14 protein-coding genes and 1 pseudogene are annotated in these 17,871 nt (G+C 44.3%); 9 read left to right on the forward strand and 6 right to left on the reverse strand.

Features of this window, described 5'->3' with window-relative positions; all coding sequences use genetic code 11:
• Positions 1-198: 198 nt before the first annotated feature.
• From C7I86_RS12950 to C7I86_RS12960, 3 genes are all read left to right on the forward strand, one after another.
• Complete coding sequence (locus C7I86_RS12950) at positions 199-1,452, forward strand: HAMP domain-containing sensor histidine kinase (RefSeq protein WP_010873661.1); 1,254 nt, start codon at positions 199-201, stop codon at positions 1,450-1,452.
• Between the two features lie 88 nt (positions 1,453-1,540).
• Positions 1,541-1,753, forward strand: a complete 213-nt coding sequence (locus C7I86_RS12955) for a DUF2839 domain-containing protein (protein ID WP_010873662.1) — start codon at positions 1,541-1,543, stop codon at positions 1,751-1,753.
• Positions 1,754-1,824: 71 nt separating this feature from the next.
• Entirely contained in the window at positions 1,825-3,036 is a 1,212-nt protein-coding gene (locus C7I86_RS12960; RefSeq protein ID WP_010873663.1) for a GNAT family N-acetyltransferase, read from the forward strand.
• A 135-nt stretch (positions 3,037-3,171) separates the two neighbouring features.
• Here the strand turns inward: C7I86_RS12960 and yidD are convergent, their stop codons facing one another.
• On the reverse strand, positions 3,172-3,411 hold the full coding sequence (gene yidD, locus C7I86_RS12965; protein ID WP_010873664.1) for a membrane protein insertion efficiency factor YidD: 240 nt from the start codon (positions 3,409-3,411) through the stop codon (positions 3,172-3,174).
• 209 nt (positions 3,412-3,620) lie between these two features.
• Between yidD and metH the strand changes: the two genes are divergently transcribed.
• The 3 genes from metH to C7I86_RS12980 are packed head-to-tail and all read left to right on the forward strand — an operon-like array spanning position 3,621 to position 7,681.
• On the forward strand, positions 3,621-7,208 hold the full coding sequence (gene metH, locus C7I86_RS12970) for a methionine synthase (protein ID WP_010873665.1): 3,588 nt from the start codon (positions 3,621-3,623) through the stop codon (positions 7,206-7,208).
• 27 nt (positions 7,209-7,235) lie between these two features.
• On the forward strand, positions 7,236-7,445 hold the full coding sequence (locus tag C7I86_RS12975; RefSeq protein WP_020862087.1) for a type II toxin-antitoxin system HicA family toxin: 210 nt from the start codon (positions 7,236-7,238) through the stop codon (positions 7,443-7,445).
• A complete protein-coding gene (locus C7I86_RS12980) occupies positions 7,445-7,681 on the forward strand; it encodes a type II toxin-antitoxin system HicB family antitoxin (protein ID WP_010873666.1) in 237 nt (78 codons plus the stop codon). Before C7I86_RS12975 ends, C7I86_RS12980 begins: the two co-directional genes overlap by 1 nt.
• A gap of 344 nt (positions 7,682-8,025) precedes the next feature.
• On the opposite strand, the gene C7I86_RS12990 is transcribed toward C7I86_RS12980, so the two are convergent.
• The 3 genes from C7I86_RS12990 to C7I86_RS13000 all read right to left on the reverse strand — a co-directional run bounded on the left by C7I86_RS12990 (position 8,026) and on the right by C7I86_RS13000 (position 12,975).
• A complete protein-coding gene (locus C7I86_RS12990) occupies positions 8,026-8,268 on the reverse strand; it encodes a hypothetical protein (protein ID WP_020862086.1) in 243 nt (80 codons plus the stop codon).
• Positions 8,269-8,297: 29 nt separating this feature from the next.
• Positions 8,298-12,257: an NACHT domain-containing NTPase gene (locus C7I86_RS12995; RefSeq protein WP_010873667.1), complete on the reverse strand. Its 3,960-nt coding sequence runs from the start codon at positions 12,255-12,257 to the stop codon at positions 8,298-8,300.
• A gap of 145 nt (positions 12,258-12,402) precedes the next feature.
• Positions 12,403-12,975: a Uma2 family endonuclease gene (locus tag C7I86_RS13000; RefSeq protein ID WP_010873668.1), complete on the reverse strand. Its 573-nt coding sequence runs from the start codon at positions 12,973-12,975 to the stop codon at positions 12,403-12,405.
• 57 nt (positions 12,976-13,032) lie between these two features.
• Here C7I86_RS13000 and C7I86_RS13005 point away from each other — a divergent pair.
• Positions 13,033-13,218, forward strand: a pseudogene (locus C7I86_RS13005) (hypothetical protein); the annotation flags it as partial.
• Between the two features lie 65 nt (positions 13,219-13,283).
• On the opposite strand, the gene C7I86_RS13010 reads toward C7I86_RS13005, so the two are convergent.
• Positions 13,284-14,624: a TldD/PmbA family protein gene (locus C7I86_RS13010; protein ID WP_010873670.1), complete on the reverse strand. Its 1,341-nt coding sequence runs from the start codon at positions 14,622-14,624 to the stop codon at positions 13,284-13,286.
• Positions 14,625-14,708: 84 nt separating this feature from the next.
• Positions 14,709-15,548 carry a tetratricopeptide repeat protein gene (locus C7I86_RS13015; RefSeq protein WP_010873671.1) on the reverse strand — a complete coding sequence of 280 codons (840 nt, stop codon included), beginning with the start codon at positions 15,546-15,548 and terminating at the stop codon, positions 14,709-14,711.
• Between the two features lie 216 nt (positions 15,549-15,764).
• Here C7I86_RS13015 and C7I86_RS13020 point away from each other — a divergent pair, with 216 nt between their 5' ends.
• Both C7I86_RS13020 and C7I86_RS13025 read left to right on the forward strand, forming a co-directional pair.
• Complete coding sequence (locus tag C7I86_RS13020) at positions 15,765-16,328, forward strand: TetR/AcrR family transcriptional regulator (protein WP_010873672.1); 564 nt, start codon at positions 15,765-15,767, stop codon at positions 16,326-16,328.
• A gap of 133 nt (positions 16,329-16,461) precedes the next feature.
• Entirely contained in the window at positions 16,462-17,847 is a 1,386-nt protein-coding gene (locus tag C7I86_RS13025; protein WP_010873673.1) for an MATE family efflux transporter, read from the forward strand.
• Positions 17,848-17,871: the final 24 nt, after the last annotated feature.

Here is a 17,871-nt window from a genome sequence, read left to right on the forward strand (position 1 = left end):
AAACCATCTATCCAGCGGGCTACAACTATTTTTTTTCCATTGCGAGTGATTAGAAAGCTGGTTAGCCTCACCCTAGGCGGACAATTCTCGATAAATTAAACGATGAGCTTGGGTTAATTAGCTATTATAGATACAATTCTATTTATTAGCCCAGCCATTGCCGATGGCGTCAATATTTCTTTGGCTTTGAGTGTCACTATGGGTTCCAATTTCCCCAATAGGAAAAGTTTGCAAACGGCCGGGGATGGGTTTGAGCAATCCATAGCTAGGTTGATTGCGAGCATGATTCCGGTGCAGGAAATTTATTATTGGCGCTTGGGTGCTAGCCCAGAAACACCGGAAATTATCGAAATTATCCCTACCCTCTCCATGGCCTTCCAGACTGGGCACTCTCCATGGCCTATGGCTGAAAAATGTCTCAAATTTATTGGCGATCGCCAAGGAGATTTGCAACGGGGCAAGAGCTTGTTAACTGATTTAAAACAACACTGGCAAGAGATTACGTCGGCTAGTTTTGATTCCGGTGCAGTGCAGGCAAATACCAATGACGATTTACCCTATTTTTTCTTACCTGTTTTTCAGCAGAATCAATATGTGGGTGGTATTTGTTTAGTTTGGCCCCACAGCCAATGGCGTCTTGAGCAATATTTGTTTCTGCAGGAAGTGGGGAACGTATTTACCTACCAATACCATGGTGAGTCTGAAACCATCTCCCCCCAGAAAAGTTTTAATGGAGGTGATCGCCATACCTCCATGACAATTAACCTGAGCCATATTCACCACGAATTTAGGACTCCCCTCACAGCGATTATTGGTTTTGCCAGAATGCTCAGGGATGAACTTTATGGCAAATTAAATCCTAAGCAGCACCAATACGTGCAAGGTACCTTAAATTCGGCTGAACATTTACTCTCCCTGGTGAATGATTTTCTTGATCTGTCAAAAATTGATGCCCGTTGCGAAGAATTATTTTATGAACAGGTAGCAGTGGAAGACCTCTGTCTTGCGGTAATTTCCATGGTGCAAACTAAAGCGAAGGAAAAACAATTAGCCCTAAATTTAACCATTGATGATGGAGTTGACTTTTGCTATGTTGACCAAAGGCGGTGGAAACAAATCTTAATTAACCTCCTTTCTAATGGAGTCAAATTTACTCCTAAGGGGAGTGTGACTCTGGCAGTAAAAGCCACCGATAAAGCATTAATTTTTTCTGTGATTGACACTGGCATTGGCATCGATCCAGAAGACCAGAGAGATTTGTTTCAACCTTTTAAGCAAATTTCCCATCCCCCTAGCTTTGCGGAAAAAGGTACGGGGCTAGGGTTAGCCCTCTCCCGTCGCTTGGCCCAACTCCATGGCGGCGATATTCAATTAACTTCAACTCCTGGGGTTGGTAGCTGTTTTTCAGCCATTCTACCTTTAAAAACATCGGTCAAAAATTATCAAACTTGACCATGGAGTGATTGAAAATTGGCAGTTTTATCGATAAAATTCTCTTGTTAGAATCACCACAATTTCTTGAATTAGGATAAAAACAACCATGGGCGAATCAAAGCGTCGTAAACAATCCCTTGGCGATCGCTATGGCCAGGATCAACGGGTTGTGGAGTGGCTGCCTTTAACCAAAAAACAAGCCGAAGATTTCTATAAATGGACCACCAAAGGAGCTTGGATTGGCATCGGTGTTATGGCAGGCCTGTGGGTTACAGTCAGATTTATTGGCCCCACTTTTGGCTGGTGGACCGTCCAATAAACCGGCGATCGCCGAGTCCTAAGGTCAGGAAAAGCAGTTAAGATGGGGAGGATGCCATTCTTTGCTGCCCTATGGTTACCCTTAATGAAACTGAATTGTTGTTGGTTCGGGGAGTTCAGTTCCGGGACCTGGAGGATTTAGATAAACTGACCGACCAACAGGGCGTAACTTCAGGCCGTTCTTTGGCAGGGGGGTTGCCCCAGAATCTTTTTTGGTACGGCCTGCTCCGGGCCTTGGGCTGTTTTCCCAATCCTTTGCAACATCTTTTCCATTGCTTTGTGGCGGAACAGAAACCCCAGGGTACCATCGGTGGCTTTGTGCAGGTGGCCCCATTCAATACCAGTCGATCCACCTGGAAAATTGAGCAACTATCGGTGCAGGCCCAGGCCATTCAGCCGGAGTTGGTCACAGATCCCAAAGGTATGGGTTCCCAACTATTGCGCTACTGTTTTCAAAATGTTTGGGAAGCCCGGACCTGGGTGTTGGATGTGGACGTCAATGATAAAAATATCCTGGCCCTTTACCGGCAGAATGGTTTTCAACCCCTAGCCCAAATTACCCATTGGTCTTTGTCGGCGGAACTGTTGACCAGTCTGGCGCAGAACGATCCCGATTTACCCAATTTGTTACCCGTCAGCAACGCCGATGCAGCCCTGCTCTGTCAGCTTGATTGTGTTTCCATGCCTCCTTTGATGCGGCAAGTGTTTGATCGCCATGTGGCGGATTTCAAGCGGCGCTTTTTGAGTTCCTTATTAAACCGCTGGCAAAATTGGTACACTCACCAAGAGGAAGTTAGTGGCTACGTGTTTGAACCTCAGCGTAAGGCGGCGATCGCCTACTTCAAACTCACTTTGTCCACCGACGGTCAACAGGCCCACCAGGCAGAGTTAACCGTACATCCTGCCTACACTTGGTTGTACCCTAAATTGCTGGTGAAAATGGCTCAACTAGTGCAAGAGCTTCCCCCCCAGGCCCTAATGTTAGAGTCAGCAGACTACCAACATGAACGGGAAGAATATTTGGAACAGTTGGGAGCCCAACGCCAGCAACATCGTTTGTTGATGTCCCGCTCCGTCTGGCACAAACTCAAAGAAACTAAGCCAGAGAGGTTACAACTTTCCGAAGTATTACAGGGATTACAACCATTGCCCCGCACCCCCATTCCCAGTCGTATTTCCCTGCTGAATTTGCCGTTAAAGTCCCAAAAGGATCGCCCAGATAATCAAGATAAACAAGCCAATTTGGGGCATGAAGATCTACCGGAAAACGGTCATCATATCTAAATTCAAGGGTCTGTTTGTAATGTTCCATTTTGGGCAACTAATTCCCCCATATCGGGAGTTTTTTGCCTAATTTGTTCCTTGACAAAATGAGGTCAAGAAGACTAAATTCTAACCATTTAACCGATTAAAAAACTCTTAAGAAGAAATTTTCCCTTGCTCCGGATTGGGTACAGGATCATAACCCCCCGGATGTAGAGGATGGCATCGTAAAATCCTTTTCAGAGCTAGACAACTGCCCCGCCAAACTCCGTGGATCTCCACCGCATCCAAGGCGTACTGGGAGCAGGTGGGCTGGAAACGACAACTAGGAGGAAATAACGGTGAAATCAAAATTCGATAGAGTTTGATCAGAGTTAAAAGCAACTTTTTCATCATGAATTAGCAACTATATGATCACAGAATAACAATTTTTTAATTGGGACTTCAATTAATCTTTAAATTTTCGTTCTTGACAACTAATTTATTTATATTTATTGCTCAAAAATAATGCCATGGCTCCATTTCCATGTTGTTAGATGAGCGCCAAGCCTCATATAATATGCCATAACCCCGATCCAATCTAGCTTCTGGTCTCCGACCTCCCTATGAAAAGTGCTTTTTTAGACCGTATCCACAGTCCCGATCGCCCGGTATTAGTCTTTGACGGGGCTATGGGTACAAACCTGCAGGTACAGAACCTAACGGCGGCGGATTTTGGTGGGGCGGAATACGAAGGTTGCAATGAATATTTAGTCCATACCAAGCCAGAGGCCGTGGCTACGGTGCATCGTGCTTTTTACGAAGCGGGGGCCGATGTCGTGGAAACGGATACTTTTGGGGGAACGCCCCTGGTGCTGGCGGAGTACGATTTAGCAGACCAAAGTTATTACTTAAATAAAGCAGCGGCGGAGTTGGCCAAGGCGGTAGCAGCGGAATTTTCTACCCCAGAAAAGCCTCGATTCGTGGCCGGCTCCATGGGACCAGGCACCAAGCTACCCACCCTAGGTCATGTGGACTACGATAGTCTCAAGGATGCCTATGTGGTTCAGGTGCGGGGTTTATACGATGGCGGAGTGGATTTATTGCTAGTGGAAACCTGCCAGGATGTGCTGCAAATTAAAGCGGCCTTGAACGCCATTGAACAGGTCTTTGCCGAAAAAGGCGATCGCCTACCGTTGATGGTGTCAGTAACCATGGAAACCATGGGGACCATGCTGGTGGGTACGGAGATGGCGGCGGCCCTGGCCATTTTGGAGCCCTATCCCATCGATATTTTGGGGCTAAACTGCGCCACCGGGCCAGATTTGATGAAGGAACACGTTAAATATCTTTCCGAACATTCCCCCTTTGTGGTGTCCTGTATTCCCAATGCTGGTTTGCCAGAAAACGTTGGCGGTCAAGCTTTTTATCGCCTCACCCCGATGGAACTGCAAATGTCCCTGATGCACTTCATCGAAGACCTGGGAGTACAGGTAATTGGTGGTTGTTGTGGCACTAGACCCGATCACATCAAGGCCCTGGCGGATATTGCCAAGGATCTCCAGCCCAAACAACGCCAACCTCACTACGAACCCAGCGCCGCTTCCATTTATTCCACCCAAACCTACGCCCAAGAAAATTCTTTTTTAATCATTGGCGAACGGCTCAATGCCAGTGGCTCGAAAAAATGTCGAGATCTGCTCAATGCTGAAGATTGGGACAGCCTAGTTTCCCTGGCTAAATCCCAAGTCAAGGAAGGAGCCCAAATCCTTGACGTCAACGTGGATTACGTTGGTCGAGATGGGGTAAGGGACATGAAAGAATTAGCTTCCCGACTAGTCAATAATGTCACCCTGCCGTTGATGTTGGACTCCACCGAATGGCAAAAAATGGAGGCGGGTTTAAAAGTTGCAGGGGGAAAATGTATTCTCAATTCCACCAACTACGAAGACGGGGAAGAACGGTTTTATAAAGTGTTAGAAATTGCCAAAGAATATGGAGCTGGTATTGTCATTGGCACCATCGATGAAGATGGCATGGGACGCACTGCAGATAAAAAATTTGAGATTGCCAAACGGGCCTACGAAGCGGCGATCGCCTTTGGCATTCCGGCCACAGAAATTTTCTTTGATCCTTTAGCTCTGCCTATTTCCACCGGCATTGAAGAAGACAGGGAGAACGGTAAAGCCACCGTGGATGCTATCCGCAGAATTCGCCAGGAATTGCCCGATTGTCATATTTTGTTGGGGGTTTCTAACGTTTCCTTTGGCTTGAATCCCGCCGCTCGCCAGGTACTCAATTCCATCTTTCTCCACGAATGTATGCAGGTGGGCATGGATGCGGCCATTGTCAGTGCCAATAAGATTTTACCCCTGGCAAAAATTGACCCAGAACAACAACAAGTCTGTCTAGATTTAATCTATGACCGCCGGGAATTTGAAGGAGAGCGCTGTACATATGACCCGTTAACCAAACTCACCACTTTATTTGAAGGTAAAACCACCAAACGGGATAAATCCGGTGATGCCAATTTACCGGTGGAAGAAAGATTAAAACGCCACATCATTGATGGGGAAAGATTGGGCTTAGAAGAGGCCCTCAATGAAGCTTTAAAACTTTACGCTCCCTTAGATATCATTAACATCTATTTGTTGGATGGCATGAAAGTGGTGGGGGAACTATTTGGTTCCGGGCAAATGCAGTTGCCCTTTGTGTTGCAGTCGGCCCAAACCATGAAAGCGGCGGTGGCTTTTTTAGAACCCCATATGGATAAGGATGATTCCGCCGACAATGCTAAGGGTACTTTTTTAATTGCCACTGTTAAGGGGGATGTCCATGATATTGGCAAAAACTTAGTGGATATTATCCTTTCCAACAATGGCTATCGAGTGGTCAACCTAGGCATTAAACAGCCAGTGGAAAATATTATCGAAGCCTACAAAAAACACAGGCCCGATTGCATTGCCATGAGTGGTTTGTTGGTCAAATCAACTGCTTTTATGAAGGAAAATTTAGAAGTTTTCAACCAAGAGGGCATTACTGTTCCCGTCATTCTTGGTGGTGCTGCTTTAACGCCTAAATTTGTTCACCAGGACTGCCAAAATACCTACAAAGGCCAAGTAATTTACGGCAAAGATGCGTTCGCCGATTTACATTTCATGGATAAGCTAATGCCCGCTAAAAATAGCCACAATTGGGATGATTTCCAGGGCTTTTTAGGGGAATATGCAACGGAAAATGGCCATAATGTGACCACTGATGATGGTGCTAAAACTAATTTTGGCATTGAAGAAGAAAAATTAATTGACGCTAGTGAGCAGTCTAGGGAGCCGGAGGTAATTGATACTGTTCGTTCTGAAGCGGTGGACCCTGATCTAGAAAGACCTGTGCCACCTTTTTGGGGCACTAAAATTTTGCAATCCAGTGATATTTCCCTCGATGAAGTCTTCCCTTTACTGGATTTACAAGCATTATTTGTTGGTCAGTGGCAGTTTCGCAAACCTAGGGAGCAATCCAGGGAAGAATACGAGCAATTCCTAGCGGAAAAAGTTCATCCCATTTTGGCTGAGTGGAAAGGTAAGGTCATGGCAGAAAATTTACTCCATCCTACGGTGGTTTATGGTTATTTTCCCTGTCAATCCCAGGGCAATACCTTGTTAATTTATGACCCAGAATTGGTCAGCCAAAATAATGGCCAAATTCCCCCAGACGCAACGGCGATCGCCAAATTTGAGTTTCCCCGGCAAAAATCAGGGCGGCGGCTCTGTATTGCGGACTTTTTTGCTTCAAAAGAATCGGGGATTACTGATGTTTTTCCTTTGCAAGCGGTTACAGTGGGGGAAATCGCGACGGAATATGCAAGGAAACTTTTTGCTGGCGATAATTACACCGATTACCTCTACTTCCACGGCATGGCGGTGCAGATGGCGGAAGCTTTAGCGGAGTGGACTCACCAACGGATACGTCAGGAATTGGGCTTTGGCCATTTAGATCCAGATAACATCCGTGATCTTCTCCAGCAACGTTACCAAGGTTCCCGCTACAGTTTTGGTTATCCCGCTTGTCCCAACATGCAGGATCAATACACACAATTAGAATTGTTACAAACCGAACGAATTGGCTTGTATATGGATGAAAGTGAACAGGTTTATCCAGAACAATCCACCACGGCGATTATTTCCTATCATCCTGCGGCTAAATATTTCAGCGCTTAAAATTCCCATACTCTCTTATTTGACGCTATGCCTAAGAAAATTAGGGAATTAAAAACGATGCTTTTTCAATCAGGTTTTACCTGTAAATCGGGCAAGGGGAGTCATACAAAATGGGATCATCCCCTACTGGATGGAATAGTCACACTTTCTGGTAAAGATGGCAGTGATGCTAAGTTTTATCAAGAAAAGGATGTTTTACAAGCTATTCAAATTGTTAAACAAAAAGGAGGAAATTGATGATGGAAAATGTTCAAAACCATTATTCTTTAATTATTCAATGGTCAGATCTTGACAACTGCTTTGTGGTCAGTTTACCTGAATGGGGTGATTTTTGTCACACCCATGGGGATACCTATGAGGAGGCTTTCCAACAAGGGAAGGAGTTGTTGGATTTTTTAATTGAAACTACGCTAGAGGAAGGGAATATTTTGCCTATTCCCCAATTTTTTCAACAATCATTAGTTACGACTTAAGTTAAGGCAAGTAAAATTAAGACATAGATTAAAAAAACACAAATAATTTTATAAAGATGATTGATTCTTCATACCCACGTGTATAGCAATGCTATTTAATTTTTCAAGCTTAAATAATTTTGAGCAGCGTGTTCTGCCTCTGTTATGCCCAGAGGTAAAATATTGACAGACGTTAAAATGCTGGCAATTGCTTGTTCAATTTTTAATGCACGTTGGGGATTTAGGGCTAAGCCATATTGTTGAAACGGCAATCTCGATTGGTGGGGTTTGTTTGAGTTTGGTCGTTGTTCCCGACTCTCCCTTGATAAAGTCACTAATCACATAGGTATCAAGCAGGTAACGCATTAGAATAACTCTGGTTCACAGGGAGAGAGAAGCTCATCTCGATACGACTCAAATTCAGGGAAATTCGGAAAACCTTCGTAAGATATAACGACTTCTGTCCATTGGGAAGTGGAAACGGTAGGCATTTCAATCATTTGGCGTAAGGCTTTCAAAATGATGGTTTGTAGGGGAACATTCGCTGTTTTTGCTTGACGAAGTAAATCTTGTTCAATATCTGGCGGTAGATTGATTGTAATTTGCATTCTCTTTTCCCTCGGAGGTTAACCATTTATTAATTTTTGGGCATCGCTTGTTGTTCAATCTTTGAAGGGGAACCATTTAAACTATCCTTTAGCACATCGTTAAATATACCATTAAAAAAAATACCAACTACTGTTGCAATAACTCCAATTATTCCAATCACTCCAAACAGAATCTCCCAATTAAATCTTTTTTGTTTCTCTGGACTAGAACAAGTCACGTTATTACTTGTTACACCACTTGTACCGACCGGAGCATTAATTGTTGAATCTGAAATATTGTTGATAATTTTGGGCTCATCTTCCATTTTTTCTGTCCTCTTATCTATGGTACTAAGTTGATTAGATAAATCTAAATTAGAAGGCTCTGGAATAATTAAAAATTCAAGAAGTTTATCTGGTTTAAAAGGTCGCCAAGTTTCACGGCGCATATTTTGTTGTGCATAAGTTAGCGTTTCTTTTAACCAAGGGAGATGGGGAAGCTCCTGGATAAGACGCTCAAGTTCAGCACAGGCTTCGATGGTCCCTTTGTCTCTTAATTGTGATAAAGAGTTATTCCTAAAAAATGCAATATTATCTCTAGGGCTAACTATATAAGCCATTACTTCGTTTCGATGATCCGGATCTTCATAATGAGGATACTGCCACACTAACCAGGCATATAAATCTGCAATTTGTTTTTCAGTCAAGTCAAACTTGATTCCACTTAAATTACAAGAAGCGGCTAATTCAAATGCCTCGCGTCCAAACTGTACATCTGCCGTAATTTTTTCCCATATTACATTCCAGCTATCTGGATCTGAATAAGTGATAAGTGCTTTAATGGCGAACAATGCTTTTTGCCGTTCACTATCAAATTCACTATTAGTATAATTTCGTATTGTGGATAAAGCGATATCTTTGGCTTGAACAGCTCCTTGCTCAATAAGTTTTTCTAATAGCTTTCTAAATACGTTAGGCTTTAATTGAGAATCTTTTACTTTTTCTGTCAAGTTATTTTCTAATTTTTCATCCCAACACATCTCTAAGCGATCAATCACAAAAATATTATTATCTTGATTTTCTTTGTCAATCAATTTTAAAAGCGTTGTCAAAAATTCATCTGGAGAATGGTGATATGAGAGGCTGACTAATTTTCGGCAATTTTTTCTTGGATTTGAGTCAATAAAACTATTAGGAACTGACAGGATTATGGGTGTCCATCTTTTCCATATATCCGTTGAAAAATTGTCTAAAGTTCTTGGAGCTTCCGTCAAGATTAACTGTAATGCCTTGCAACCATACAATTCGGAAAAATTATATGTATTTGTTCCTATCCAGCTATAATCTATATTTGTTTGCTGTTGAATATATTGAATTGCCCCCTGAATAATTCTTTTTTTTGTTGCTTGCTCTGCTTCTTTCCATCCCGGAAGCTGAGTCAGATCTAATTTTAAGTTATGACCATAACGTTTGCTTTGTGGCAGTAAAGTCATTTCTCGATTTAGTCGCCACCATGCGGATAAATCTCCCGATTCTAACTGCTCTAAACAGTCAATAACTCTTTCTTTTGGTGGAGGATCTAGCAAGTCCGGCTTATTCCAGGAATTTTTCATTTTAAGATAATGATCACGTAATTGAGTCACTTCTTCTGAGTCCAACTCAATAGGAGTAAAGTAATAACTAAAAACGTCACTAAGAATAGAGTTGTTTTGAGTGGCTTTAATAATTTCACTTATCTGCTTTGTATCTCGACGATCAAATACTTCCTCGATTATTTTAGCCCACGCTCTTTGAATTTTTTCATGGTTGGAATCTTGGAGTTTTTCTAGCATCCAATCAACATCATTGGAGCTTATAATTGGTTCTGTCATTGAGCTTGTTAAAAAATAAAAATCTTCATCTTCATCTTTTTCTGCAATGCTTTCAACTAAATTTTCAATAAGAGCATAACGCTTTTGATTGTTTCCCAAAAGTGATTCTTGAAATTGGGCTTGTAAACTCGGAGAATGACTAATGAGTTTCTGATGCTCTTTCCATTGTAATAATGCTACTTGCGTAAAACCCTCCAGTACTCCAGGAACGTTAACGTGTTCCCATGCTTTTAGCAGAATTGCATCTCCTAGTTCTTCAAATGGATGCCCAAAGCATCGCACACCTTGAGTTTTCAGCCAGTCGAGAGCAATAACTAAATCTTCGGAATCAAGTTGTGGAACTAACTCAGACTCAAGAAAATATCGATGCATTCCAAGCAAATTTATCCTTTTCGATGGAGTGAGCGCCTGAAATAATTCTTCGGCTGTTAGTTGCCTTGGCCAGAGTGCTTTCAACGCATAGGCTTTTAGTTCATCTTGCTCATCTTCCGGTAAAACATTGAGTGCAAGGGACTTTAGCTTTAATCTTGTAGATTGATCACCTATTGAACTAATAGCACGGGCGGCATTAACTCTTATACTTATTGGCTGTGATGGACAAAGAGTTAGCTTTGCTAAGTCACCTTGAAGCTCAGAGAGATTACACTCTATGGCAATATCAATTGCTATCCTTCGTGTATCCTCTTTCTTGCTGGAATCACAAATATAAACTTTCAACTGCTCAGCTAGCCCAGAATGTTTTAATTTTGCGTAATTACGAACGTTGCAAAATCCTCGATCAAATAATTTTTCTTCCTCATATTGCATTAATAAATTAGCAACAATTGTCGCTCGAAGCTCTGAATCAGTAGGTATATCGGTTTGCAAAAGAACGTCAGGATCAGTTTTAATTATCTCTTGAAACACATTATCCCTCATGGAAGCTAACCAAACTGCTGTTTCATGAAGTTGTGGAATAAGCTTAGGAGTGGAATCAGCAGATGAATACAACAATGTCTTAATCTTTGATAAGTCAATGTTTCGTTGCGTCAAATACCAAGCCGCAAAAAACTCAGCATAGGTTTGGTGTGCCCATCCCATTCGATGCAATCCACGAGATGAAAATAAACCAGTATCTAAAACTTCTTGAATTACTTCTTGAGTAATCTCAAATTCTCTTCCATTTGATTCTTCATAACCGAAACATAACTTTTGACGAGGAACATCTTCAGCCGGAACTTGTCCCTGTTCGACATCAATCCACACAGCAAATCGATTAGCAAAGATCGTAACGGCGGCAATTCGAGCTGCCACAATCAGTCGTTGATCAATATCTAAATTGCCTGTCTCCTTTAAGGCATGACGACATTTACTTACTTCTTCGCAAAGACACTTGCATCCTTCAAGATAAGATTCATAACGTTTCTGTTCTGGAGGAAATTGGCTGTTATGACGGCGGTATGTATTCAATAAAAATCCTAGAGAGATTGGTTTAATCGCTAGGGGTACAATATCCCTTTGGTTAATCGCTTTCAGAAAGTCATCGGAAGAAAAACCTTCAGCTTCCACAGCGTTGATTACGTCTATACGGCGAAGTGGAGCTAGTTCATAAATTGCAAAGTTACTTTCTTCCCAAAGAGCTTTTAGAGCTTCTTCTAAAATGGATGGAAACGCCAAAGTTCGACAAGTTAAACGGAGATGAAGACGATTAATATGACTTCGATATTTAGGTTTCTTAAACTCATCAACCAATCCTATCGCCAAGGATTTGACGTTCAAGAGTCCTTCATCAAGACTGTCCAAAAACAAATGGAGGTGATAATGACCCTCTAACCAGTCGGAAAAAGTTTTATCCCTAAACAAATCCTCTTTTAAATTAGTAAAGGTTCGAAGATTCAAGCCCAGGACTTTACTATATTCGCAGATTGTTTCTTCGGTAAATCGTTGTAGCTTTTCTAGTTCGTGGGTTTTGCCAACGCCAGGCTCCCCCAATAAAACAAGGCAAGGAATCTCAGCAATATCTTCTAAACTCACCAGATCTGGGTTACATGCTTTGCCCCATTTTGTATTTGGATCGTCTAAGTAACCGCCATCTCTCAGACTTATGTTACCTGAGCGAGGACACCAGAACCGCTTCCAATTATAGTTTTGTTGCGACATGCTCAGCCGAACGGGGAAATTTTTTAACTCAAGGATAAATTTCTCTGAAACTCTATTAATTATAATCTATCTGCCCCTAGCATCAGAGATTAAAGCAAGAACACCATTTGGTTAATGTAGGGAGTCACAGGGCGATCGCCGTTAATCAAAGATCCTTAAAAATTTCATTAACAGTTAACGATAACTGGGGAAACGTAGGGGACTGAATTGCCATTACCTCTTTAAAATTACCTACTTCCTGATAACAACCGGCTAATAATTCTAAAACCAAGACCGTTTGGGTTTGGGGATCGACAATCCAATATTCAGGAATGCCACAGGCTTGATATTGTTGACGCTTCGCAATGTAGTCCCGCTCCCGTTGTAATTCCCCCGGACTGACAACTTCCACCACTAGCAAGGGCGGTAACATCGATAACCGAATCGTATTGCGTTTAGCTAATTGGGCAATATGCTCTTCTCGAATAATCGTCAAATCAGGAAAACGGTTTTTGGGTTCGCCGTGAACTTCTAGTTCTAAACCGTGTCCCCGTACCCGTCGATAACCGACAATTTCAGCAAATTTGAGCAGTAAAAATGTGGCAATTTGAAAGTTTAAACCCGATTCCGTCGGCACAGCGATTAATTCCCCATTGAATAATTCATAGAGTTGATCAGTATCGTCTTCGTACGCAAGATACTCGTCAAAGCTTTTAAAGCGGGGTTGGAGCGCTAACATAGGCTACCGTTTTCAGAAATAATTAGGCTTTTATTCTAACGATTTAGTAATTTTATGGCGATCGCCAAATTTGAATTTCCCCTGCAAAAGTCAGGGCGACGGCTTTATATTACGGGCTTCTTTGCCCCAAAAGAGTCGGATATTACCGATGTTTTTCCTTTGCAAGCTTTGACAGTGGGGGAAATAGCAGCGGAATATGCGAGAGAACTATTTGCTGGCGATAATTACACCGATTGTCTCTACCCAAAATAGTCCGACCAGGGCGATCATGGCCTATCATCCCACTGCCATGCACTTTAGTACTTAACCTACTCCCCGGTAATGGCCAATCCTTCCACCCAAACTAGGGGACACACTCCCCCTGGGGTGACTTCTGCTTCCGGTTCCAGGTAAACAATAGTTTTTAAGACTTCTAAAAAGTCCCCTGCCACGGTGGCCGCATCAATACTCTGCTTTTCACCCTTATTTACTAACCAACCATCAAAAGGTAAGGAAAAGGAACCTTGGAGGGAATTGACCCCGGCGTGGAGAGCTTGGAGTTTATCGATATAAACTACGTTTTCTGCTTGATCAAGACTGTAGCTTTTTTCAGCAGTTTTCTCGCTATACACATGGTAAAAGTGGGCTCCGACGGTGATTTTAGACCCGATGTTAGCGTGGCCAGTGGGTTGGGTATCAAACCGCTTAGCAGTGCCAGCGCTGTGTAATAAGCCAGTTAAAACCCCATTTTTAATAATGTCCACTCTCCGGGTGGGGGTTCCTTCGCCGTCAAACCGTTCCGCTGAGATATTCCCTGGGTGCAGAGCATCATCGCTGACACAGAGCAGTTCACTGGCGATCGCCGTGCCGAGGGTTTCCTTGGTAGCTAAGGACTGTTTATCGAGGATACTTTGGGCATTGTAAAGGTTAGAAAAAGCACCGAGCAAACTCAAAAAAGCCCGGGCGGAAAAGACGACGGTGTATTTTCCGGTGGGGATGGGGCGGTAATCCAGATGGCTAAGGGTTTTCTCTTTAACTGTTTGTAAGCAACCATCAATGTCGAGGCTGGCCAAATCCCGACTAATTTTCATTTCTCCGGCACTGCGGGGTTTTTTACCTTCCTGTTCTGCCCGACTGTAAAGATAAATGGAAGCATAGGAACGGCATTCATAGCGTTTGGCCCCAGCACTGTTCAGGTAAAACCGCTCCGTGGTCTGTTCCGATAAACCGTTGTAGGGCACCCCGGTGATGGCGGGATGGCTGGCCAATAAGTCCTGCTCAGCTTTAACTAGTGTGGTAATTAAATCCCCCATAGGGGCCGGCTCCGCCACGTCATTCTCTGCGCCACCGATGGGCACTTGGGCTTCGGGGCTGAAGTCGGGAATATTATCTGTGATGCCAAAAGCACTGGCTTCGGCGGCGGTTTCCAGGGCTAAACTAATGCCGGCTTGGTCCAAATCCGTGGTGCTGGTTACCCCCACCAAACCCTTTTCGTTCCAGACTCGCACAATTACACTGGCCCGGTTTGACGCTTCCACCTGCTTCGGTTCTCCAGAATCCACCTCCACTCCGGCATCATCCACGGAAGAACCGTAGATGTCATATTGTTTAATTCCCAGTGCAGCGGCTCCCTGGTGAGCATGGTCGGCGATCGCCTGAATATCGAGCATAGTCTTGTCAATGGTGGACTGAATAATTCCAATTTAGCGAATGGACGGGGTCGAAAGCTATCCAAACTTCGCGAGAAAGGGTTTTTAGCTCAAGCTCAAAAATTTGTCTAGGGCACTGATCACACTGGGGGGCCAACGGCGGATCTGTTTCACCCAGTCCAGATCTTGGTAACGGCTATCTACCCCCACAGCGGCCACCCAATTACTTTCCGCTTCCCCCTGTTGGCCATCTACCCAGAGCACAGCGGTGAGGGCGGCCCGCATATCCGCAAACATGGGATATTTTTTCACCAGACGACGCATGGTTTGAATGGCTTCGGTTTTTTGTCCCAATTCGTACAACGCTAGGGCAGTATTGGCCTGGGCAAAGGCAAAATTAGGGGCGATCGCCGTGGCTTGCTGGAAATCTTCCAATGCACTGGTCCAATTCCCTAGACCCCCTTCTGCATTACCCCGATTATTGTAGGCAAAGGCATCTTCCGGGTTAACGGCTAAAACCCGATTATAGTCAGCGATGGCGGCTTTAAATTCCCCTTTAGCTTCCAAGGCAGTGCCCCGGTTGAGGTAAGGATCCGTTTGTTCCGGTGCCAACTCAATGGCCTGGTTAAAATCGGCGATCGCCTCGTCCAATTTGTTTTGGCTAACCCGGGAATTACCCCGATTGCTCCACACAGCCGGATTCTGGGGAAACTTTTCGATCAATTCCGTCCAATATTTCTCGGCGGTGACAAAATCCCCTGCTTCAGTGGCAGCAAAGGCTTTATCCGTCAGGCTATCTCCCACTTCTAACTGTTCATCGGTAAGGGGAATGGGGCTTTCCGTTGCCCAGACTGGGGAAGGAAAAAACAGCAACAAACCTACCAACACAATGCCCCAGAGGGAGGGCATAAGCAAAGCAAAATATTTTCGTAGAAGGGAAAGCATTAAAAAAATCTGGAGTTGGGAATGGGATCAACTGGATGCAACTCATTGTAAATTTTCTCCGCGGTAATCTTCAAATTATTGCGCCCCGGTGAACTTGACTTCCGACCGACCGGACGGTATCTTGAAAGTGTCCAACCAACTGGACGGTTTAATTATTTCCAGGTCTTCTGTCAATTTAAAAAAGAATATTTGCATTATCTGCGGAGGCGAAATTATATGGTTTCTGGAAAAAGGCTTCGTTCCAAGTCCATCCAACCCAGCCAACTACTAACTGCGGCTAATCAAGTCATTGTTAGTCAAGGGGTGGACGCCCTCACCTTGGATGCGGTGGCTAGTGAAGCAGGGGTGAGCAAAGGCGGATTGTTACACTACTTTCCCACCAAGGAGGCTTTAATTGCGGGCATGGTTCAGCAGGCCCTAGACAGGTTTGTGGAAACATTGCATCAGGAACTTGCCAATGATCCAGCCCCCGACACCCCAGGGCATTGGGTTAGGGCTTATATTCGAGCCTCAGCGCTAGACGACCAGGAAAATTATGAACTCCATTTCAATTTGCTGGCCGCAAACTTCACCAATCCTGAATTGTTGGCCCCCATGCGACATTTTTGGCAAGAGTGCCATGGGCAGATTATGGCTAGCGGGCTCGATCCGGCCGTAGCAACGGTGATTCGATTAGCTATGGACGGTCTTTGGTTAACCCACTTACACGGTTTTGCTCCCCTGGAAGACCCCCTGCGCTCCCAGGTCATTGCCACTGCTCTGAAACTGGCCCAGCTATAGTTTCCCAATTTTTCATCTTTTGCCGACGTTTGCCAAATGGTTTCCAGCGCTGGTTGGTGGCTCTAGGGAATATCTTTAGAGAAAATTTGTTTTTTCATATTTAATAACTATTTTAGTTCTTTGGGTCAATGCTATGACAGATATTTCAATGCGATTTGGCATGCAAGCAGAGGCCCGTGAATTTCTTAAATTAGCAGTGCCCCTGGCCGGTGCTCAAATGGCTCAGGCGGCAACGGGATTTGTCGATACGGTCATGATGGGTTGGCTGGGGCAGGATGTGCTGGCGGCGGGGGGATTAGCCACTATGATCTTTATGGCATTTATGATGACTGGGGTGGGATTAATCTCCGGGGTCAGCCCCCTAGTGGCAGAGGCCTATGGCGCTGGCCAAACCCGGCGCATTGGGCAATTAACTCGTCAGGGTTTATGGATTGTCCTACTGCTATCAATTCCGGGAATGTTGTTCATAACCCACCTCAACGGGGTGATGCATTGGTCTGGCCAGGCTGACACAACCATCATTCTTTCAGATTCCTATTTGAATGTGATGGCCTGGGGTTTATTTCCGGCGATCGCCTTTGCTACGCTCCGGGGCTGTATTATTGCCCTTTCCCAAGCGCGGCCGATAATGCTGATTGTGATCGCAGCAACTTTGTTTAATATTCTTGGCAACTATGGGTTGGGATTTGGCAAATGGGGGTTTCCTGCCCTAGGAATTACCGGCTTAGCCATTGCTAGTATCAGTGCCCATTGGATTATGTTTCTGTCCTTGCTGGTTTATATGCTTTGGCACAAACCCCTCCATCAATATTCATTGTTCGACTCTCTCCATCATTTGAAGCCAAGAATTCTGCAACAGTTACTTTGGGTCGGAGGTCCCATCGGTATCGCCGCCGTTTTGGAGTATGGATTATATCTAACCGCTAGCTTTTTTATGGGGGCATTGGGAACACCGATTTTAGCGGCCCATCAAGTGGTGTCCCAAACTGTGCTTGTTCTGTTTATGGTTCCTCTGGCCATGTCCTACGCGGCCACCGTTCGGGTCGGGCAATGGTTTGGTCAACAGCATTGGCCACAAATTCGACAGGCGGCCTTGGTGAGTATTGGTTTGGCTGTATTATTCATGCTGACCGCTGGCATCGCTTTATTGGCCTATCCCCAGCAAATTATCGGACTATATCTTGACCTTAATGACCCTGCCAATGGGGAGGCTTTAAATGTCGGTATTTCCATTATGAAGATTGCTGCTTTTGGACTGGTATTGGACGGGTTACAAAGAACAGCCAACGGTGTCTTACAAGGACTACAAGATACCCGCATTCCCATGGTGCTTGGCACGATCGCCTATTGGGGCATTGGTTTAACCGCAAGCTATTTACTGGGATTTTATACCCCTCTATCGGGGGCAGGGGTTTGGATCGGAACATACATTGGCCTAGCGGCGGCCTCTATTGCCTATTTGTGGCGATTCCAGAAGGTTATGGTGCGGAAAAAATCCCTTCCCGTTGCTAGATCTTAATCCATAATTGCCATGTAATTTTGG

This window comes from Synechocystis sp. IPPAS B-1465 (genome assembly GCF_003015225.1).
Classification (GTDB): Bacteria; Cyanobacteriota; Cyanobacteriia; order Cyanobacteriales; family Microcystaceae; genus Synechocystis.

Excerpts from the sequence above, each read along its gene's own strand:
- C7I86_RS12950 (WP_010873661.1), top strand. The coding sequence starts at position 199 with ATGGGTTCCAATTTCCCCAATAGGAAAAGTTTGCAAACGGCCGGGGAT.
- C7I86_RS12955 (WP_010873662.1), top strand. The coding sequence starts at position 1,541 with ATGGGCGAATCAAAGCGTCGTAAACAATCCCTTGGCGATCGCTATGGC.
- C7I86_RS12960 (WP_010873663.1), top strand. The coding sequence starts at position 1,825 with ATGGTTACCCTTAATGAAACTGAATTGTTGTTGGTTCGGGGAGTTCAG.
- yidD (WP_010873664.1), bottom strand. The coding sequence starts at position 3,411 with ATGATGAAAAAGTTGCTTTTAACTCTGATCAAACTCTATCGAATTTTG.
- metH (WP_010873665.1), top strand. The coding sequence starts at position 3,621 with ATGAAAAGTGCTTTTTTAGACCGTATCCACAGTCCCGATCGCCCGGTA.
- C7I86_RS12975 (WP_020862087.1), top strand. The coding sequence starts at position 7,236 with ATGCCTAAGAAAATTAGGGAATTAAAAACGATGCTTTTTCAATCAGGT.
- C7I86_RS12980 (WP_010873666.1), top strand. The coding sequence starts at position 7,445 with ATGATGGAAAATGTTCAAAACCATTATTCTTTAATTATTCAATGGTCA.
- C7I86_RS12990 (WP_020862086.1), bottom strand. The coding sequence starts at position 8,268 with ATGCAAATTACAATCAATCTACCGCCAGATATTGAACAAGATTTACTT.
- C7I86_RS12995 (WP_010873667.1), bottom strand. The coding sequence starts at position 12,257 with ATGTCGCAACAAAACTATAATTGGAAGCGGTTCTGGTGTCCTCGCTCA.
- C7I86_RS13000 (WP_010873668.1), bottom strand. The coding sequence starts at position 12,975 with ATGTTAGCGCTCCAACCCCGCTTTAAAAGCTTTGACGAGTATCTTGCG.
- C7I86_RS13010 (WP_010873670.1), bottom strand. The coding sequence starts at position 14,624 with ATGCTCGATATTCAGGCGATCGCCGACCATGCTCACCAGGGAGCCGCT.
- C7I86_RS13015 (WP_010873671.1), bottom strand. The coding sequence starts at position 15,548 with ATGCTTTCCCTTCTACGAAAATATTTTGCTTTGCTTATGCCCTCCCTC.
- C7I86_RS13020 (WP_010873672.1), top strand. The coding sequence starts at position 15,765 with ATGGTTTCTGGAAAAAGGCTTCGTTCCAAGTCCATCCAACCCAGCCAA.
- C7I86_RS13025 (WP_010873673.1), top strand. The coding sequence starts at position 16,462 with ATGACAGATATTTCAATGCGATTTGGCATGCAAGCAGAGGCCCGTGAA.